Below are 18914 nucleotides of genomic sequence, written 5' to 3'. Positions count from 1 at the left end.
GGAAACGGCCTGCCGGGCCCGGTGAGGACGCCGGGCCCGCCCGCTGACGGGGCAGGGCCGGCGGCGGCCCGTCAGCGGGCCTGAGCGGGCCTCAGGCGGCCCGCGACTGGTTCAGCGTGAACGACAGCAGATCGCCGTCCGTCGGCTCGCCCCAGGTCTTCTGGGCCAGCCAGTCGAAAAAGGCCGTCTCGGCCAGTTTGGAATCGAGGCCGCGCTTGCGCCAGTCGTCGCGCAGATGCGTGCCCATCGTCGGCAGCGCTTCCGATTCGAACGATTCGCGCGCCACTTCGCGCTCGGCGTCGCCCTGCTCCTCGTACAGCACCTTCGCTTCCTTGCGGCGGAACGCCGCGAACTCGCTCAGCAGGCGAGCCTTCAGATCGTCCGGCTGGGCCGCTGCGACCTTCGCGGACGGCGTACCGGCAGGCAGCGCGTCGACCGACTCGACCGGCGGCGCATAACCCTTCTTCAGCGCATCCTTGAACAGCGCCGGCGCGCTGCGCACCGGCGGCAGCGTCGTGCTGCGCATCCGCTGCTCGGTCATCTGCAGTGCGGCGCGGATGCGATTTTCCTCGCTGTCCGCATAGAGCGTCTGCGCTTCCTTCAGCGGGATGCCGAGCTTCACCATCCGGTCGACCAGCGTACTGTCGAACACGTTCGGATGTTCGTCGAGCGCGAGCATCGGCTGCTTGCGCTCGGTCACGCGGAACTGGATCTCCGCGACCCGGCGCCCCTCGCGGTGCTCGATCAGTTCGACGAAGATGTTGGTGACCGCGTTGACTTCCGCGATCGCGGGACGCAGGTAGTCCCGCTTGAAGTACTTGTACTCGCGCTTCGCCTCGTCCCCGGCTTCCGTGTCGGGCGTGCCCGACAGGATCGGCCGCCACCATTCCCACGGCTCGCGCATCGTCAGGTGGCTCGGGTTCGTCAGGTAGCGCACGCAGATCTCGTACAGCGCGAGACCGGCGCTGCTGCGCAGCTGGCTCTGGAACTGCAGGCTCAGGCGCGCATACTGGACCGGGTCGAGCAGCTTCTTCTTGATCTTCGGCGCGAACGAGAATTCGACCCACACGCGGCGGGTCGCCGGATCCTCGAGAATTTCCGCGTCGGCGATCAGCGTAGAGATCCCCCACTTGCGGCCCGGCTTCTGGCTCGAGGTTCCCGTGCTCCATTCGACCTGCACCGACACCATGCGGCGCAGGTGTTCCTTCACCAGTGCGGTGTCGTTCGAATCGAAAGCGGAGTTGGCGACGATATCCGACAGCAGCGCGCGATACGTATCGCCCGAATCGTCGGCCTGCTGCGCCACGGCCAGCAGAACATTGAACAGCTTGCGAGTGAGGAGCGTGATCTTGCCGCTCTTCGGCTGAATCGCGATCGCCTCGACGGCCTTGCGCAACTCGGCTGAACTGGCACTCACCACATCCACATCGGTTTTCTTGGCGCGCTTCGTCGTGGCCATACGTCGGGTCGGAGGAGAAGTTTTCCGGAAGGATAGCGCCTGCGGTGAAGTGCGTCCAGAACGACATGCTCACCATAGCGGGTGAAGCGCGCGTGCAAAACGGCACTCACCCCAAGCGCTCCCGAAAAGGCTCACCGGTCCGTAATCACGGCGTTTCGGACTCGTCCAGACGTGTCGCGGGATGCGCCGATTCACAGAATTTCACCTGTGCGGGACACGTGCGAAATTCGCTCCCGTATCGGCTCACCTTTCGATTTGTCGTAATTTTGCGACTGCGCGGCCATGCATCGGCAGCGGGCCCGGATCGCGGCCCACCGATCGCCTCGCATCGGCCTGTATGCATGTACAGGCGCGGCTCACCGGGAGATCGTCAGCGAGTCCCGTCCTCCGGAACACACGTACAAAACCGGCTGGCGCGACCCGAGCAGGCCCGTTTTGCAGGGCCGGGCGCGCATTGTACAGTGCACGAACCGTCTCATGTCCCGAAAATACTCACCTTGAGCACAGTGCGCCGATTCGTTTGGAGGTCGACGAATGCCCGGCAGGTGCGGGACTGGCTACCGCAATCTCCCGAAAAACCTCACCTTAGCGAAAAAACGCTGTGCGCCTCCCGGCACGAACAAGGCTCCCGAATAATCTCACCGTAACCAGGTCGGTATCAAAAATCTCAATGCCTTCCGATACTTATGCACAGAAGGCATTTGGCTGTGCGCCACCAGCCGCCCCCGAAAAACCTCACCTTTCGGTGAGAATCCTTCATACGACAACCGCGTGCCAGCCCCCGAAAAATCTCACCTGTGCCAAAAAGTGGCACAGCAAAAACGAGATTTCTCCCAGTCCTGGCGGGGTTTTCGGCGAATTAGGCCACTCGGAGATCCCGAAAATCCTCACCTTTGACCATTTTTCGAGCAAATCCCGTTCCCGAAAAGGCTCACCTGTCACCCGGATCACAGCCTGTGATTTATGCCCCGAAAAAGCTCACCTTGACGGGATCGGGGCAGGAAAACCCCGATTTTCCTCCCGAAAAGCCTCACCTTTAGTGAATCACAGGCCCCCAACCGGGCTTTTGCTGTGCAAAATGGCGTCCGCTTCCCGGAAACCCTCACATCAAATCCCTGTGAAGTCCCGTGAAACCTCACCTTTCGTCAAAATTGCCTAAAAGATGGGCAGAATCGGGGCGCGAAGAAGATCCCGCAAGCGCTCACCTCTGTCTGCACAGGCAGAAAACTGTGCACTCAGGCACAGCGGGGGTTCCGCGGCTGTGAGGCCCCGAAAAACCTCACCTTTGGGAAATCTCGTGTTTCACTGTGATCCCGAATCCGCTCACGACCTTTCCTGCAACGGCTCACGCTGCTCCCTGAACCCCATCACGTCAGCTCCCGCAGAAGATCACCTTGGCTCCCGTAAAACTTCACCTTGTCGGCCGCACAGCCTTGCTACATAAGGCTGTGCCGTGGCGTTAACGTTTTTAACTAAGGGTTCAAGGGTGTTTACTTCTAATACTCTCAAGACATGGGCTGAAGAGTTTTCCACAGACACCCCAACCCCTGAACACCAACAAGCAACCGGATCCGCCATCATGTGAAACAACTGCCGAAATTCGGGGCTCGCTGGAAAACGCTGGCATAACAAAGGCTTGGCCAACTTTCTTCGCTTTGTTTCACGGAATGCCGGACGACGTTCGCTCGGATCGGCTCACAGCTCCGATTTCTGTGCAGCTCGACGTAAATTCACAACGTCGGCGCAAAATAAGTATTGAGAGATACGTATTTCGTTATGATTGCAACACTTCAATGCCTACGAGCACAGTCATGACACTGGATGAAATACGCCAAGCCATTCGGGACGAGCTGGAATCGCTCCGCGCGAGCGGTGCGCGGCGCCAGGAACTGTCGCTGCACGCATGCAAGCGGTTGTTCTTCGATCTCGGCATCCGGCCGTCGGCAGCCAACGTCCGCGACCTCACCCAGACCGGCAGCGCCAGCGATATCCCGAAAGACATCGACCATTTCTGGGAGCGCATCCGTTCCGCGTCCAGAATCCGGCTCGACGGTGCGGCGATCCCGAAGTCCGTGGAGGAAAAAGCCGGTGCGTTGCTCGGCGCGCTCTATGAAGAAGCATTGAAAGCAGCGCGAGACAGTCTCGACGGCGACCGCGAGCAGGTTCGCGCCGGCGTCGCCGATGCTGAACAACGCTTGCGCGACGCAACCGTGCGGCAGGAAACGCTCGAAGGCGCGCTGGCGCGCGGCGAAACGAGAAACGAGCAATTGCAGGCTCGCGTGACCGAGCTCGAGGTGCAACTGGCTTCGCAGGCCACGCACGGTTCGGCAAGCGAGGCGACGTTGCTCACCACAGTCGCCCGACTGGAGAAGGAACTGGCCGCGGCCGCCGGCCGTGTGGATGCCGAACAGGCGCAGAACGCCGCGCTGCGCGACCGGATCGACGCGTTGCAAGCCGAACTGCAGCAGCGCACCGAGCACTACGCGCAACAAATCAAGGATGCGGTGGCCGAAGCCGAACGCCGGGTCAAGCCGATGCTGGTCGAGCTGGATTCGTTGCGGAGCATGGCATCGACCTACCAGAGCGGTTTGCGCGACGTTCAGCGCAAGGAATTCGATTTCCTGCAGCAGCTGAGTTCGGCCAAGGCCCGCGCCGACCGGCTCGAAGAACAGTTGCGTACCCAGGGCGATGAACTGGACCGCGCGACGCGCGAGGTGAATTCGCTGCGTGCGAGCCGCGGAATGAATCCGGAAATCGCCACGCTGATTCGGCGCCTGGCCGATACCGGGCAACTGGATGCGGACGCGTTTGCCGCGATCGGCACCTCGCTCGATCCGGAAATTCCGGTACCGGCCCGGTGCCCGCATTGCGACGGCGAGCCGGAACTGTCACATGGCGAAGCGGGTTTTGAAGTGGCGTGCCCGGAGTGCGAGCACGCTTCGGGCGCATGGCCGTCCCGCTTCGAAGCCGTCGCGCGCTTCGCGCACACGTGACAAAAGGATCGGCGACACCGCACAGGTGAGACGATCCGGGGAGCGTGAGGTGAGGTTTTTCGGGAGCCTGGAAACGGTGAGGCTGCGCCGTACAAGGCTGCTCACGGTTCGCGTTGCGCGAGCAGCCGTTTTCCGATCAGTGAGTTTCGTCGCGGCCTGACGCATCACCGTCGGCCAGGCCGTCGCGCCAGTTTTTCCAGGCACGATGCAGGCGGTTCGACGAGATCGGCCGCATGAAGCCCAGCCATTTGCCGACCCGCTCGGGCGGCACGTCGTGTTCGAACAGTTCGGCCGCATAGGTATTGCGCAGCGTTTGCGGGCTCGCGCGCGCGGTGCGCGACGACGTGAGCCCGGCCGACTCCACGATCGCGTCGATCGCACGCAGCATCGTGGCCTTGTGCATCGGCCGCCCGGCGTGCGATGCGGGGAACACGAGTTCTCCCGGAATGTCCTGACGCTTGCGTTCGGTGAGCCAGGCCTCGAGCAGTGCAATCGCGAACGAGGCCAGATGGGTTTCGCGCGCGAAATCCGGATGGGTGGACTGGATCTGCAACGACGTTCCACTCGTATTGATGCAACTAATCGTAAGTGCGCGTGCTTCGCCGGTCTTGATGCCGGCGCCGAGAAACGCGGCGACGAGCGCGCGGTCGCGCCGTTCCTTCCAGTACGCGGAGCCGGATACGCCGATGGGCGAAAACAGGTAGGCGAGCAGTGTCGCGCGTTCGGCCGGCGCCAGGAAACCGGTGGGTTCGTTGTCGCGTGCCTGGCGCCAGTTCGCTTCGCCATCCTGAGCAATGAACCGGGCCGGGTTGGTCGATGCGTACTCGGTGCGCCGGATATGATCGAGCACACGTTCGATCAGCCGCAGATAGCGCATGCGCTGGGTTTTCCGGATCGGCAGTTCGCCGACGAAGTTCGCGATGGTCGGGGTGTCGACCGTCGCCAGATTTTTCTGGTGTGCCCGCAGCCAGGTGAGAAACGCGCCCCATTGCGCGCGATAGACGTCGGCCGACGAGCGGCGATAGTCCTGCATGGCAAGCCACGCGTCGAAAGCGGCTTCGGGCGAGGCGATCCAGTCGGACGCGCCGCGGTCGAACAGATCCTTTTCTTCCGGGCGTACCGGTGTGTCGGGAGAGCTGGGAAGGGACATGTCATTTATTCCGTTAGTTGCGTATATGTTAGCCTTTTCCGCAATGTCCCGGGCAGCAGGAGGCCGGACGGGCCGCCACGGACGGCGGCCCGGGCTGACATCAGTCGCCCCACGCCTTGGACGGACGGTGAGCACGCTCGGGAGGCGCCGCGTTCTGAGACGCGGCTGCCGCCTCGTACGCGAGAACCGCGAACGAGAAGGCGGCGGGCAGCGCATTCGAGCGCCCGAAGTCGGTCGGATCGTCCGTTTCCGGAAACGTCATGTCCGACGGGCGTTCGAACAATTGACGCATGCCGGCCTCGTGCCGGCTGGCAAAGCCGAGATCGGCAAGCGCCTCGGCTTCGATCGCGTGCAGCAGGCGCCACGTCAGCGGGACGCGCTGACGGATGTAGCGCCCGGCAATATGGCGAACGATCAATTCGAGGTCGTGCGCGGCAGCCTTGAAGCCGAGCGCGGCCAAATCCTGTTCTTCTGTCATCGCAGGCTCCTGTCGACCGGGCGGGCGCCTCGGTGCGCCGGCTCCGGCCCATGCATGGCGGAATGTCCGTATACTGTACAAACATACAGTGTTTTCCGCAACAGGCCTGCCCTCGATCCCTTGGCCGGCTATCCGCACCGCCGTCAGCGGTGTATCACCACCAGCAGCGCCCGCGCCTCGGCCTTGCCGGGATTGCGGATCGCGTGCGGCTCGTCGGCCGGGTAGCGTGCGGTGTCGCCGGCCTTCAGCCGCCGGCTGGCCGCCGCGGCTTCGATTTCCATCGCGCCCTGCAGCACCGTGAGGTGCTCGCGCGTGCCGGGTTCGTGCGCGTTCGATATCAGCGCGCCGCCGCCCGGCAGCGTCAGTTCGTACCATTCGAACTTGCCGGCGAGGTCGATCGGGCCCCATACACGCAACTGGTACCGGCCGTCGTGGCCGGCGAGCGTCGGGATGTCGTGCGGGCCATCTACCCGGATCGTCTCGGGCGCCTTCGGCTGCGAGAACAGCTCGTCGAGCGTGATGCCGAGCGCGTTCGTCAGTCGCCACGCGACGGCGATCGTCGGATTGGCCTTGTCGCGCTCGATCTCGGAGAGCATCGATTTCGAGACGCCGGCCGCGCGCGACAGGTCGTCGAGCGTCAGCTTGCGTTCGTTGCGCAGCCGCTGGATCTGTTCGCCGACGCGCGGCGGCGTGACGGCCGGCGGTTGCGAGGCGGCGCTGGCAGGCGTGCGCCGCGAGCCGGAGGAACTTGCCATTTGGATTCCGTTCGCTTAGAGTTGTTCGGTATTTCGAATTCTAGTTCGGAATATCGGATAAATGCGGTCAACCGAACGACCGACTATAACAGTAGCAGGCCGCTGCGCCGCCGCCACGAGCGGTGCGTCGCGGCATGCGAATCCCTGTCAGGAGCTTTGCGATGCGTGATGCCTTTCTCGCCCAGGTGCGCGGGACACTCGACCAGATCCGCGCGGACGGTTTTTACAAGACCGAGCGCGAGATCGCGAGTCCCCAGGCGGCAGCCGTGCGACTCGCCGGCGGCGCCGGCGTGCTCAATTTCTGCGCGAACAACTATCTGGGCCTGGCGAACGATCCGCGCCTGGTCGATGCGGCGAAGGCCGGCCTCGACCAGGACGGCTTCGGCATGGCATCGGTGCGCTTCATCTGCGGCACGCAGACGGTGCACAAGCAGCTGGAAAGCGCGCTGGCCGCGTTTCTCGGCACCGAGGACAGCATCTTGTATTCAAGCTGCTTCGACGCGAACGGCGGGTTGTTCGAGACGCTGCTCGACGAAAACGACGCGGTGATCAGCGACGAGCTGAACCATGCGAGCATCATCGACGGCATCCGCCTGTGCAAGGCGAAGCGCTTCCGCTACCGGAACAACGACCTGGCCGACCTCGAGGCGAAGCTCAAGGAGGCCGAGGCAGCCGGTGCACGCCACAAGCTGATCGCGACCGACGGCGTGTTCTCGATGGACGGCATCATCGCCGACCTGAAAGGCATCTGCGACCTCGCCGACCGCTACGGCGCGATCGTCATGGTCGACGATTCGCATGCGGTCGGCTTCATCGGCACGCACGGCCGCGGCACGCCCGAGCACTGCGGCGTCGAAGGCCGGGTCGACATCATCACCGGCACGCTCGGCAAGGCGCTCGGCGGCGCATCGGGCGGCTACGTCGCCGCGCGCCGCGAAGTCGTCGAACTGCTGCGCCAGCGCTCGCGTCCGTACCTGTTCTCGAACACGCTCACGCCGAGCATCGCCGCGGCTTCGCTGAAAGTGCTGGAACTGCTCGGCAGCGACGAAGGCGCGAAGCTGCGCGAGCGCGTGCGCGAGAACGGCGCGCGGTTCCGCGAGCAGATGACCGAGGCCGGCTTCACGCTCGTGCCCGGCGCGCATCCGATCATCCCGGTGATGCTCGGCGACGCGCAGCTCGCGACCGACATGGCCGACAAGCTGCTCGACGAAGGCGTGTACGTGATCGGCTTCTCGTTCCCCGTCGTGCCGCGCGGCCGCGCGCGTATCCGTACGCAGATGAGCGCCGCGCATACGCCCGAACAGATCGACCGGACGGTCGCCGCGTTCGTGCGCGTCGGCAAGTCGCTCGGCATCATCTGACGGAGGCGCGACCATGAAAGCACTGGCAAAACTCGAACGCGGCCCCGGCCTGACGCTCACGCGCGTGAAGCGTCCCGAAGTCGGCCACAACGACGTGCTGATCAAGATCCGCCGCACGGCGATCTGCGGCACCGACATCCATATCTGGAAGTGGGACGACTGGGCGCAGAAGACGATTCCCGTGCCGATGCACGTCGGTCACGAATACGTCGGCGAGATCGTCGAGATGGGGCAGGAAGTGCGCGGCTTCGCGATCGGCGATCGCGTGTCCGGCGAAGGCCACATCACGTGCGGTTTCTGTCGCAACTGTCGCGCGGGGCGCCGGCATCTGTGCCGCAATACGGTCGGCGTCGGCGTGAACCGCGAGGGCGCGTTCGCCGAGTATCTGGCGATTCCGGCGTTCAATGCGTTCAAGATTCCGCCGGAGATCTCCGACGATCTCGCGTCGATCTTCGATCCGTTCGGCAACGCGACGCACACGGCGCTGTCGTTCAATCTCGTCGGCGAAGACGTGCTGATCACCGGCGCCGGCCCGATCGGCATCATGGCCGTCGCGATCGCGAAGCACGTCGGCGCGCGCAACGTCGTCATCACCGACATCAACGACTATCGGCTCGAGCTTGCGCGCAAGATGGGCGCGACCCGTGCGGTCAACGTCGCGCGCGAGTCGCTGCGCGACGTGATGTCCGACCTGCACATGACGGAAGGCTTCGACGTCGGGCTCGAAATGTCGGGCGTGCCGAGTGCATTCACGAGCATGCTCGAGGCGATGAACCACGGCGGCAAGGTCGCGCTGCTCGGCATTCCGCCCGCGCAGACGGCGATCGACTGGAACCAGGTGATCTTCAAGGGGCTCGAGATCAAGGGCATCTACGGCCGCGAGATGTTCGAGACCTGGTACAAGATGGTCGCGATGCTGCAGAGCGGCCTCGACCTGTCGCCGATCATCACGCATCGCTTCGCGGCCGACGATTACGAGCAGGGCTTCGCCGCGATGCTGTCCGGCGAAAGCGGCAAGGTGATCCTCGACTGGACGGCCTGAGCGCCGTCGCGGGGGCAGCGCGGCGCGTTCGCCGCCTGCCCCGCTTTCGCCGGTGTCCGCGTTGCGTGGTCCGTGACGAAACGCGCGAAACCGGGATCAAGGTGAGATTATTCGGGAGCTGTGCCTGCGTGCGGAATCCGTGACGCGATTGCTCACCGGTGACCTGCGAAAGCACGTTTGCTTCACCTGTCGAGCGCGGTCTTGCTTCGCTTCGCCACGCGGTCCGACGCCCTTCCTTCCCCCTCCACGTATTGCCCAGCCGCGTCCCGCCGTGCGATTGCTCGCTGCGCGCCGCACGGGATGCCCCAACGAACCGGAACGTCAACCGTGAGTCCGCGCGCATCGTCGCGGCTCACGCATGCGCGGGTCGAGATCGACGTCGACCGGTGCGCAGCCCGTTACTTGATCCGCTCACCATTTGGCCCGCGCGGGTCGAGCTGAAGGCTCAACACGACGAGCCAGCGCTTCGGGCACTGCGGCGCGACGTCGATCGGATCGCCGGGGGCGCCATGCGCGGTCACGAACCCGTGTTGCGCCGCGTATTGATACGCGCGCAATGCATCCGCCTGCAGCCAGAAGCTGACGAGCGCGCAGGTGACGAAGCGGAACAGCAGCACCGTCGCGGCGTCCGGCGCGAAACCGGTCGCGACCAGCAGGCTTTCGAACGCGAACGCCAGCGCTTGCGCGACCGCGATCGTGACGACCGTCAGCTTCACCACTCCGCGCAGCCGCAGTGCCGCGCGAACGCGTGCCTGCCGGACGGCGAGCCGCGAGCGATCGTCGCCGTCATCGCGTTCGGGAAGTTCGCGCTTCATGACGCCGCACCCGCGTGCCGCGCGACGTCGACCTGCAGCGTGTTGCCGGCCGGAAGGCGACCGTCCGCGACGCCGACGGATTTGCACAGGATCACGCTGTCGTAGTTGTGCTCCGGAAAGCGCATCACGTCGACCGGGTGAAAACCGTCGCGGCGGTAGAAGTCGACGAGCCGGACGGCCGCGTACGGCGCGTCGAGCGCAAGGTGCGTCGCGCCGCGTGCGGCGGCCCGCTGCTGCGCGAACGCGAGCAGCGAACGGCCGATGCCGCGATCCTGCCAGACGGGATCGACGGCCAACTGGCCGAGCGTCGCGACGTGCCGGCTGCGGTACGGATCGCAACGGGAATCGGGATCGTGCGAACGCATCGTCAGCGTCGCGACCAGATGCGCGTTGCCGAGCGCGACGAAGCATTCGCCCGCGAGCACGTGCTCGCGCGTGGCCGACGCCGGCTGGTCGACGCACGGGCAGTTGAATCCCAATGCACCCAGCGGCGCGAACGCGCGACGCAGCAGCGCGTTCAACGTGTCGTACGAATCGCTGCGCGGGTCGAAGCGCCGCACGACGACGCGGCCGTCGAGCCGCTTCGCATAAGCCGCATAGGCGCGCGCGGGGCGCGCGGATTCCGGTCGCTGCATGATGTCCTTTCGCCCAGACAGGGTGACCGAAGTGTAGTGAGCGTCGCGTATCCGCTTCAAGAAAAAATGTCGTAAACGCGGCGGCTCGCGTCGTGCGGCAGGGCCGCGGTTCAGCCCTGCAGGCGACAGGGCTTTTTCACACGGGTGTTGACGAGGGAGAACGATCGTTCTACCGTAAACCCATGAACACACTTCCCGACCTTTCCGGCGAACCGGGCGTTCGCGACCGGCTGCTCGATGCGGCCGAAGCCCTGATCTATTCGGGCGGCATCCATGCGACCGGCGTCGACGCGATCGTCAAGCGATCGGGTGCGGCACGGAAGAGTTTTTATTCGCATTTCGAATCGAAGGAGGCGCTGGTCGTGGCTGCGCTCGAACGTCGCGACGCGCGCTGGATGCGCTGGTTCGTCGACGCCACGCAGGCGCGCGGCAAGGCCCCGCGCGCGCAGTTGCTCGGCATGTTCGAGGTGCTGCGCGACTGGTTCGGGCAGCCGGACTTTCACGGCTGCGCATTCCTGAACGCATCGGGCGAGATCCCCGACGCCGACGATCCCGTGCGGGTCGTCGCACGCATGCACAAGGCGCGCCTGCTGGCATTCGTGCGCGAGCGGTTCGATGCGTATGCCGACGAAACCGGCATCGAGCGCCGCGGGCTCGCGCGCCTCGCACGCCAGTGGCTCGTGTTGATCGACGGTGCGATCGGCGTGGCGCTCGTGACCGGCGATGCCAACGCCGCGCGCGACGCGCGCGCCACGGCTGAACTGCTGCTCGACGCCGTGTCGCGGTAGTCGACGCAGCGTATTCGAACCGGCCGCGGCGGTCCGTGGCCATCACCTGAACAGGAGCAACCCATGTCCGCATCCCCCGAAGTCCGTCCGCCCGTTCCGCCCTTCACGCTCGAAACGGCGCGCCAGAAAGTGCGCGCCGCCGAGGACGCGTGGAACACGCGCGACCCGCACCGCGTGTCGCTCGCCTATACGCCGCACAGCCGATGGCGCAACCGCGCGGAATTCGTGACCGGCCGCGACGAGATCGTCGGGCTGCTGCAGCGCAAGTGGACGCGCGAGCTCGATTACCGGCTGATCAAGGAGCTGTGGGCGTTCGGCGGCAATCGCATCGCGGTGCGCTTTGCATACGAGTGGCATGACGATGCCGGCAACTGGTTCCGCTCGTACGGCAACGAAAACTGGGAGTTCGACGAAAACGGCCTGATGGCGCATCGTCACGCGAGTATCAACGACCTGCCGATTCGCGAGGAAGACCGCCTGTATCGCTGGGCGCTCGGCCGTCGTCCGGACGATCATCCGGGGCTGTCCGATCTCGGGCTATGAGACGCGGGCCGGTTCAACGGATCGGCAGAAGGCTGCACGCAGGTTCAATGGTGAGGAAATGCGGGAGCTGATCGTCTGAAGGTGAGATTTTTCGGGACGCGGTGAAATGCCGTGCCGGCGCGTGTGCCGCGCACCGTTCGATGCGGTGTCGCGCGCGGCAACGCGGGCGTGCCGCTCACGCCGGCATTGCATCCCGACGCGCGCACCGGCGTGCCACGCTGTGCTTCATCGCGTGACGTATCTCACCAGTCAGGCGAGGTCGACGGTGCATCGACGATCGGTGTGCGCGCACGTGATGTGCAACTCACCGATCGAACTGGTTTCGACAACGCGCGATGCGAGCCGTGCGGGCTCCGGTGCGAAACGGTTCACCGTTCGACTTCACCTTGCGCGCAGCGGAATCGGCACGGGTGCGCGAACGCATCGCGTGTCCGAACCGGTTTCGACAACGCGCGATGCGAGCCGTGCGGGCTCCGGTGCGAAACGGTTCACCGTTCGACTTCACCTTGCACGCAGCGGAATCGGCACGGGTGCGCGAACGCATCGCGTGTCGCTCACCGCCGGCCGATTCGTGCAGGGGGGGCCCGGCGGTGCGATCGCGCCGGGCGTGACCGTCAGCCCGCGATTCGCGCGGCGATCGCCTCGCCGACTTCCTGGGTTCCCGCGCGGCCGCCCAGGTCGCGCGTATGCGGCCCCGTGCGCAGCACGTCCTCGATCGCGGCGACGATCGCATCGTGCGCGTCGCGTTCGCGGCCCGCGCCGTTGCCGAGGAAGTCGAGCATCAGGGCCGCCGACCAGATCATCGCGACCGGATTGGCGATGTACTGCCCCGCGATATCGGGCGCGGAGCCGTGCACGGGCTCGAACAGCGAAGGAAACGTACGGTCGGGGTTCAGGTTCGCCGACGGCGCGATGCCGATCGTGCCCGTGCAGGCCGGCCCGAGATCCGACAGGATGTCGCCGAACAGGTTCGATGCGACCACCACGTCGAAGCGGTCCGGCTGCAGCACGAAGCGCGCGCACAGGATGTCGATGTGCTGCTTGTCGACGGCGATGTCGGGATAGCGTTCGGCCATCTCGGCCGTGCGCGCGTCCCACCACGGCATGCTGATCGCGATGCCGTTGCTCTTGGTCGCGACGGTGAGGCGCTTCGCGCGGCGCCGTGCGAGTTCGAACGCGAACTTCAGCACGCGTTCGGTGCCGTGGCGCGTGAAGATCGACTGCTGCATCACGATTTCGCGCTCGGTGCCTTCGAACATCGTGCCGCCGACCGACGAGTACTCGCCTTCCGTGTTCTCGCGCACGATCATGAAATCGATGTCGCCCGCGCGGCGGCCGGCGAGCGGCGACGGCACGCCGTCGAACAGGCGTGCCGGACGCAGGTTGATGTACTGGTCGAACTCGCGGCGGAATTTCAGCAGCGAGCCCCACAGCGAGATGTGATCGGGCACCGTCGCGGGCCAGCCGACCGCGCCGAAAAGGATCGCGTCCATGCCCGACAACTGCGCCTTCCAGTCGTCCGGCATCATCTTGCCGTGTTGCGCGTAGTAGTCGCAGCTTGCCCAGTCGATGTGGACGAAGTCGAAGCGGAGGCCGAAGCGCGCGGTCACGGCGTCGAGGGCGCGCAGGCCCTCGGGCATCACTTCGCGGCCGATGCCGTCGCCGGGAATGACGGCAATCCGGTAAGTCCTGTCGTTCATGCGGGTGCTCCTCCTTCATCGTGGATCGGGCCGCTGCCGGCGAGGCGCGCAGCGGATCATGACGCCATTCTATTTATTTCCATCCGGATTAAAATCGTGCGAAAGGTTAATCGACTTTCCACGAATCGTGAACAAATCGCCGAACCTCGACGACCTCCGCGTGTTCAGCCTGGTCGTCCGTCTGACGAGCTTCAGCGCGGCTGCCGAACAGCTCGCGGTGTCGCCCGCGTATGTCAGCAAGCGCATCGCGTTGCTCGAGGCGCAACTCGGCACGCGCCTGCTGCATCGCTCGACGCGCCGCGTGACGGTCACGGAGGCCGGCGAGCGGGTGTTCGCGCGCGCCGAGAAGATCCTCGACGACGTCGATCATCTCGTCGAGGACGTGTCGACCACGCGCACGGTGCCGCGCGGCACGCTGCGCATCTCGAGCAGCTTCGGCTTCGGCCGGCACGTCGTCGCGCCGGCGCTGCTCGATTTCACCGCGCGCTATCCGCAACTGAACGTGCGGCTCGATCTGTTCGACCGGCTCGTCGACGTCGCGGGCGAAGGCTACGACCTCGACGTGCGCATCGGCGACGAGATCGCCGATCACCTGATCGCGCGCCGCCTCGCCGCGAACCACCGGGTGCTGTGCGCGTCGCCCGACTATCTCGCGCGACGCGGCACCCCGCGCTCGCTCGCGGATCTCGCGTCGCACGACTGTCTCGCGATCAAGGAGCGCGATCATCCGTTCGGCGTGTGGCGGCTGACCGTGCGCGGCGAAACGGTCACGGTGAAGGTCGGCGGCGCGCTGTCGACGAACCACGGCGAGGTGGCCGTGCAATGGGCGCTGGCCGGGCGCGGCATCGTGCTGCGCTCGATCTGGGAAGCCGGGCCGCTGATCGAACGCGGCGCGCTGTGTCGCGTGCTGCCGGACGCGACCCAGCCCGCGAACATCTGGGCCGTGTATCCGGAACGCGTCGCGGCGTCCGCGAAGGTGCGCGTGTGCGTGGATTATCTGGCGCAGACGCTGGCCGCGCCGAATGCCGCAGCGGGCGACGAAGCACCCTGAAACCGGCTAAAGGTGAGCTTTTACGGGGGGGCTGTGCAGGCACCGTCGCATCGCGGGTCGCGACGCCCGCCCACGTACCGCGCGGGCCGGCGACGGCGCCCACGGAAGATTCACGCCGCACCTGACGCACCGAGCATCAGGTCGAGATTCTGCACGGCGGCGCCGGATGCCCCTTTGCCGAGATTGTCGAACACGGCGGACAGGAGCACCTGACCGCGATCCTCGTTGACGAACACACCGAGCCGCAGATCGTTGGACCCGTTCAGCGCTTGCGGATCGAGATGCGTTGCCGCGCGGGTGTCCGCCAGCGGCGTCACGTCGACGTGACGCGCAATCGCGTAGTGCGCCGCGAGACACGCGTGCAACCGCTCGCCGGTCACCCCGGCCGGAAGCAGGCGCAGCTCGATCGGAACGGTGAGCACGATGCCTTGTCGATAGGCACCGTAGGCCGGCACGAAGAACGGGCGGTGTGCGAGCCCGGCATGCAGCAGGATCTCGGGGGCGTGCTTGTGGTCGAGTGCGAGGCCGTAGACCTGCAGCGATGGCGCGCGCGCGGCGGCGTCGCCCGATTCGAACGCTTCGACGGCGGCCCGTCCGCCGCCCGAGTAACCCGAGATCGCGTGAATGCTCACCGGGTAGTCGCGCGGCAGCAGGCCGGCCTGCAGCAGGGGGCGGAGCAGGCCGACCGCGCCCGTGGGGTAGCAGCCCGGATTGGTGACGCGCTTCGCGTGCGCGATGCGCTGCGCGTGCCCGTCGGCCATCTCGGGAAAGCCGTAGACCCATTCGGGCTGCGTGCGATGGGCCGAACTCGCATCGATCACGCGTACCGCCGGGTTCCGGATGAAGCCGACCGCTTCGCGCGCGGCCGCATCGGGCAGGCACAGGATCGCGATGTCGCATGCGTTGAGTGCGTCGGCGCGCCGCGCGGCGTCCTTGCGTTCGGCAGCCGGAAGCGTGAGCAGCCGCACGTCGGTGCGGTCGCGCAGGCGCGCGTGAATCTGCAGTCCGGTCGTACCCTGGTCGCCGTCGATGAAGACAGTGGGGAGGCTCATGGCGGTCGTGTTCCTCGCGTTCGGTGGTCGGGGGAAGCCGTATCGTCCGCCGAACGCCTAGAATATGAAAAGTTGAATTTGCTGACTGTCTGCTTCAGCTTTTCTGAACGAGAGGTGTTCGATGCGCGAGATCAGTCTTGACCGCCTGCGTACGCTGGTCGCGATCGCGGACCAGGGATCCTTCGTGGCGGCGGCGCAATGGCTGCACCTCGCCCCGCCGACCGTCAGTCTCCATGTCGCCGAGCTGGAAAGCCGCGTCGGCGCGCCGCTGCTGTCCCGCACGCGCGGCAACGTGCGGCCGTCGGCGATCGGCGAAGTGCTGGTGGAGCGGGCGCGGCGTCTGCTGGCCGAGGTCGAATCCACGCTCGACGACGTGCAGCGGCAGGTGCAGGGATTGACCGGCCGCGTGCGTCTGGGCGCATCGACCGGGGCGATCGCGCACCTGTTGCCGCAGGCGGTGGCCGGGTTGCGCGCGCAGCATCCGGATATCGATGTCCAGATCGCGGTGCTCACGTCGCACGACACGCTGGCGCGCCTTGCGCAAGGCACGCTCGATGTCGGGCTGGTTGCGCTGCCGCAGGCGCCGGTCGCGGGGCTGGCGATCCGCCCGTGGCGACGCGATCCGGTGATGGCGTTCCTGCCGGCGGACTGGCCGCTTCCGGCCCGTGTGACGCCGGCGTATCTGGCCGCGCGTCCGCTGATCCTCAACGATGCGACGACACGCCTGTCGCGGCTCACGACCGAATGGTTCGCACTCGGTGGCCACCGGCCCGAGCCGCGGATCGAACTCAACTACAACGATGCGATCAAGAGCCTGGTCGCCGCCGGTTACGGCGCGACGCTGCTGCCGCACGAGGCGGGCGCCCCGTTGCCGGATTCGCGCATCGTCATGCGGCCGCTGCGCCCGGCGTTGTGGCGCGAGCTGGGGATTGCCCATCGGGCCGGTTGCGTCGAACGGGCGACGCAGCACGTGCTCGATGCGCTGTGGGTGCTCGGCGCACGCTAGCGGATCGCGGTGCGAGTGCGCGTGCAGGCCGGGCGCGCGCTCGAAGGTTCAGAGCCGGTTGTCCTTCGCCAGCGTGAGCACGCGCGCCCAGCGCTGTGCGTCGCGCTTGTCCGTCATCGGCAGCTTCCATTCGCCGCGCGCCGCGTCGCGCACGCGTACGACGAGATGCCAGCGGCCGCCGATCGGCGCGGCCTGGCAGCCGTCGAGCTGCGACAGCGTATAACGGCCGTCCGCGCCGTCGTGCGACAGCCACAGCAGCCCCTGCGTAGCGGATACGCGCAGCTCGCCCCAGGCGCGATGCACGACGTGGGTCCAGCCTTCTTCCTTCGTGTTCGGTGCGATGTCGCGGCGGCGCTTGATCCACCAGGCGACCAGCGCGAGCAGGATCGCGGCGGCGAGCACGGCGGCCGCGATCGCGACCGGCTGGCCGAACTGCGCGGCGATGACGTGAAACAGGTGAACCGCGCCCCATCCCGCGGCGATGAGCGCAAACAGTGCAATGAAAATCGGCATGTCGGATCGGAGAAGAGGACGGACCGGCGCATGCGTCGCGCCGATCCGTCGCGCACGGCTTACCGCTTGCGGTGAATGTCGTGCGTCACGAAGCCCGCGTCGTTGTTGGGCAGCGCGAGGCCGTCCTTGACCGCGAGTGTCTTGCGGATGTCGTCGAGACCCGCGGACCAGTGGTCGCGCATCGTCGACAGACCGAACTGATAGTCCTTGTAGTGATGCTCGTACGCCTTCTGCTGGTAGATCAGGTGCTGGATGTTGTACTTCTTGCTGCCTGACATCGCCTCGGCTTCGACGCACCACGGATCCGACTTGCGCTGCTCTTCCGGCACCTGGTCGAGCACGTGGCGCAGCACGTTGCGGTAGCGCTGTTCGCGCTGCAGCGTGTCGGTGACGAAACGCGTGCGGCTCGAATACTGCACGTCCTTCGTGCGTTCGGCGACGTCGGCCATCGTGCGCGGCAGCGGCCCGCGCGCGCTCCACAGGTCGACCTGGAACGCGAGCGTGTCGCGGCGCGGCCGGGCGCGCAGCACTTCCATCAGCGGCGTGTTCGACACGACGCCGCCGTCCCAGTAGTAGTCGCCGTCGATCTCGACCGGCGGAAACGCGGGCGGCAGCGCGCCCGACGCCATGAAGTGCTCGGGCGCGAGGCGGATGCGCGAGTTGTCGAAGTACACGAAGTTGCCGGTACCGACGTTGACCGCGCCGACCGACACGCGCGTCTCGCCCGAATTGATCCGGTCGAAATCGCACAGCTTCAGCAGCGTCGCGCGCAGCTGCGACGTGTCGTACCAGCTGATCTTTTCCGGATGATCGGACACGCCCGGCAGCGGCGGCGGGAAGCGCGGCACGAAGAAGCCTTGCTGGCCCTGCATCATCGCGCTCGCGGCCTGCGACGCGGTGAAGAAGGTGCGGACCTGGTCGATGCTGTTGAACAGCGCGAACTCGAACGCGGCCGGAATCGTCGGGAAGAACGCCGGCTTGCAGATCGTTTCCCAGAATTCGCGCAGCCGCTCGACGCGATGCTCGGGCGCATTGCCCGCGATCAGCGCGGTGTTGAGCGCGCCGATCGAGATGCCCGCGATCCAGTCGAGCGGAATGCCCGCCTCGTGCAGCCCTTCGAACACGCCGGCCTGGTACGCGCCGAGCGCGCCGCCGCCCTGCAGGACGAGCGCGATCGTCTCGTACGGCAGCGTGCGCGCGGCGGCCGGTGCGCCGGCCTCGTGATGCAGGTCCGCCGCGTCGACGGCCTGTCTTTCGGTGCGGGCGTGCGGCTTCATTGCATGAACCAGCCGTGGCTGACGACGAACGACTGGCCCGTGAGCGCGGCGCTCGGGAATGCCGACAGGAACAGCACCGTCTGCGCGACGTCCTGCACCGTCGTGAACACGCCGTCGACCGTGTTGCCCAGCATCACCTTCTTCACCACTTCCTCTTCGCTGATTCCGAGCTCCTTCGCCTGCTCCGGAATCTGCTTGTCCACCAGCGGCGTGCGCACGAACCCCGGACACACGACGTGCGAGCGCACGTTGTGCTTCGCGCCTTCCTTCGCGAGCACGCGCGCCAGGCCGAGCAG

Annotated in this window: 18 protein-coding genes; 7 read left to right on the top strand and 11 right to left on the bottom strand. The window is 66.2% G+C overall.

The genetic code is table 11. The annotated features are described in order from the left end of the window. Positions 1–91 precede the first annotated feature (91 nt). Positions 92–1459 (bottom strand): replication initiation protein, encoded by a 1368-nt coding sequence (locus GQ57_RS05645; protein ID WP_031403333.1) that lies wholly within the window; start codon positions 1457–1459, stop codon positions 92–94. A gap of 1811 nt (positions 1460–3270) precedes the next feature. Here GQ57_RS05645 and GQ57_RS05640 point away from each other — a divergent pair. Then, complete coding sequence (locus tag GQ57_RS05640; RefSeq protein WP_034197343.1) at positions 3271–4452, top strand: DNA-binding protein; 1182 nt, start codon at positions 3271–3273, stop codon at positions 4450–4452. Between the two features lie 136 nt (positions 4453–4588). Here the strand turns inward: GQ57_RS05640 and GQ57_RS05635 are convergent, their stop codons facing one another. The 3 genes from GQ57_RS05635 to GQ57_RS05625 form a co-directional block, all read right to left on the bottom strand. Beyond that, on the bottom strand, positions 4589–5602 hold the full coding sequence (locus tag GQ57_RS05635; RefSeq protein ID WP_031403331.1) for a tyrosine-type recombinase/integrase: 1014 nt from the start codon (positions 5600–5602) through the stop codon (positions 4589–4591). A 100-nt stretch (positions 5603–5702) separates the two neighbouring features. Then, the gene (locus tag GQ57_RS05630) at positions 5703–6080 is read right to left on the bottom strand and encodes a DUF2471 family protein (protein WP_031403330.1); all 378 of its coding nucleotides are present in this window, start codon (positions 6078–6080) and stop codon (positions 5703–5705) included. A gap of 143 nt (positions 6081–6223) precedes the next feature. Beyond that, complete coding sequence (locus GQ57_RS05625; RefSeq protein WP_031403329.1) at positions 6224–6835, bottom strand: helix-turn-helix domain-containing protein; 612 nt, start codon at positions 6833–6835, stop codon at positions 6224–6226. A 161-nt stretch (positions 6836–6996) separates the two neighbouring features. Here GQ57_RS05625 and GQ57_RS05620 point away from each other — a divergent pair, with 161 nt between their 5' ends. After that, entirely contained in the window at positions 6997–8196 is a 1200-nt protein-coding gene (locus tag GQ57_RS05620) for a glycine C-acetyltransferase (protein WP_031403328.1), read from the top strand. Between the two features lie 13 nt (positions 8197–8209). Next, complete coding sequence (tdh, locus tag GQ57_RS05615) at positions 8210–9238, top strand: L-threonine 3-dehydrogenase (RefSeq protein WP_031403327.1); 1029 nt, start codon at positions 8210–8212, stop codon at positions 9236–9238. Positions 9239–9636: 398 nt separating this feature from the next. Here tdh and GQ57_RS05610 read toward each other — a convergent pair whose 3' ends face one another. Both GQ57_RS05610 and GQ57_RS05605 read right to left on the bottom strand, forming a co-directional pair. After that, positions 9637–10053 (bottom strand): hypothetical protein, encoded by a 417-nt coding sequence (locus GQ57_RS05610; RefSeq protein ID WP_031403326.1) that lies wholly within the window; start codon positions 10051–10053, stop codon positions 9637–9639. Next, positions 10050–10688: a GNAT family N-acetyltransferase gene (locus GQ57_RS05605; protein WP_031403325.1), complete on the bottom strand. Its 639-nt coding sequence runs from the start codon at positions 10686–10688 to the stop codon at positions 10050–10052. Before GQ57_RS05605 ends, GQ57_RS05610 begins: the two co-directional genes overlap by 4 nt. Positions 10689–10870: 182 nt before the next feature. Here GQ57_RS05605 and GQ57_RS05600 point away from each other — a divergent pair, with 182 nt between their 5' ends. Then, on the top strand, positions 10871–11476 hold the full coding sequence (locus GQ57_RS05600; RefSeq protein WP_031403324.1) for a TetR/AcrR family transcriptional regulator: 606 nt from the start codon (positions 10871–10873) through the stop codon (positions 11474–11476). A 63-nt stretch (positions 11477–11539) separates the two neighbouring features. Continuing rightward, positions 11540–12019, top strand: coding sequence for a nuclear transport factor 2 family protein (locus tag GQ57_RS05595; RefSeq protein ID WP_031403323.1), 480 nt, complete (start codon positions 11540–11542; stop codon positions 12017–12019). Between the two features lie 614 nt (positions 12020–12633). Here GQ57_RS05595 and GQ57_RS05590 read toward each other — a convergent pair. Continuing rightward, positions 12634–13719, bottom strand: coding sequence for a tartrate dehydrogenase (locus GQ57_RS05590; protein WP_034197342.1), 1086 nt, complete (start codon positions 13717–13719; stop codon positions 12634–12636). Between the two features lie 127 nt (positions 13720–13846). Between GQ57_RS05590 and GQ57_RS05585 the strand changes: the two genes are divergently transcribed. Beyond that, a complete protein-coding gene (locus GQ57_RS05585; protein ID WP_031403321.1) occupies positions 13847–14770 on the top strand; it encodes a LysR substrate-binding domain-containing protein in 924 nt (307 codons plus the stop codon). Between the two features lie 110 nt (positions 14771–14880). Here the strand turns inward: GQ57_RS05585 and argC are convergent, their stop codons facing one another. Further along, positions 14881–15822, bottom strand: a complete 942-nt coding sequence (gene argC, locus GQ57_RS05580) for an N-acetyl-gamma-glutamyl-phosphate reductase (RefSeq protein WP_034197341.1) — start codon at positions 15820–15822, stop codon at positions 14881–14883. A gap of 121 nt (positions 15823–15943) precedes the next feature. Between argC and GQ57_RS05575 the strand changes: the two genes are divergently transcribed. Beyond that, on the top strand, positions 15944–16828 hold the full coding sequence (locus GQ57_RS05575; protein WP_034197340.1) for a LysR family transcriptional regulator: 885 nt from the start codon (positions 15944–15946) through the stop codon (positions 16826–16828). Positions 16829–16876: 48 nt separating this feature from the next. Here GQ57_RS05575 and GQ57_RS05570 read toward each other — a convergent pair whose 3' ends face one another. The 3 genes from GQ57_RS05570 to GQ57_RS05560 form a co-directional block, all read right to left on the bottom strand. Next, positions 16877–17341 (bottom strand): hypothetical protein, encoded by a 465-nt coding sequence (locus tag GQ57_RS05570; protein ID WP_034197339.1) that lies wholly within the window; start codon positions 17339–17341, stop codon positions 16877–16879. 59 nt (positions 17342–17400) lie between these two features. Then, positions 17401–18618 (bottom strand): patatin-like phospholipase family protein, encoded by a 1218-nt coding sequence (locus GQ57_RS05565; protein WP_031403317.1) that lies wholly within the window; start codon positions 18616–18618, stop codon positions 17401–17403. Further along, the coding region (locus GQ57_RS05560; protein ID WP_034197338.1) for an SDR family oxidoreductase at positions 18615–18914 on the bottom strand (300 nt) is incomplete at its 5' end. The genes GQ57_RS05565 and GQ57_RS05560, both read right to left, overlap by 4 nt.

It is taken from the genome of Burkholderia sp. MSh2, assembly GCF_000731655.1.
Taxonomy (GTDB): domain Bacteria; phylum Pseudomonadota; class Gammaproteobacteria; order Burkholderiales; family Burkholderiaceae; genus Burkholderia; species Burkholderia paludis.
The sequence above is the reverse complement of the archived record's forward strand: the minus strand, read 5'-3'. Positions and strand labels throughout refer to the sequence as shown.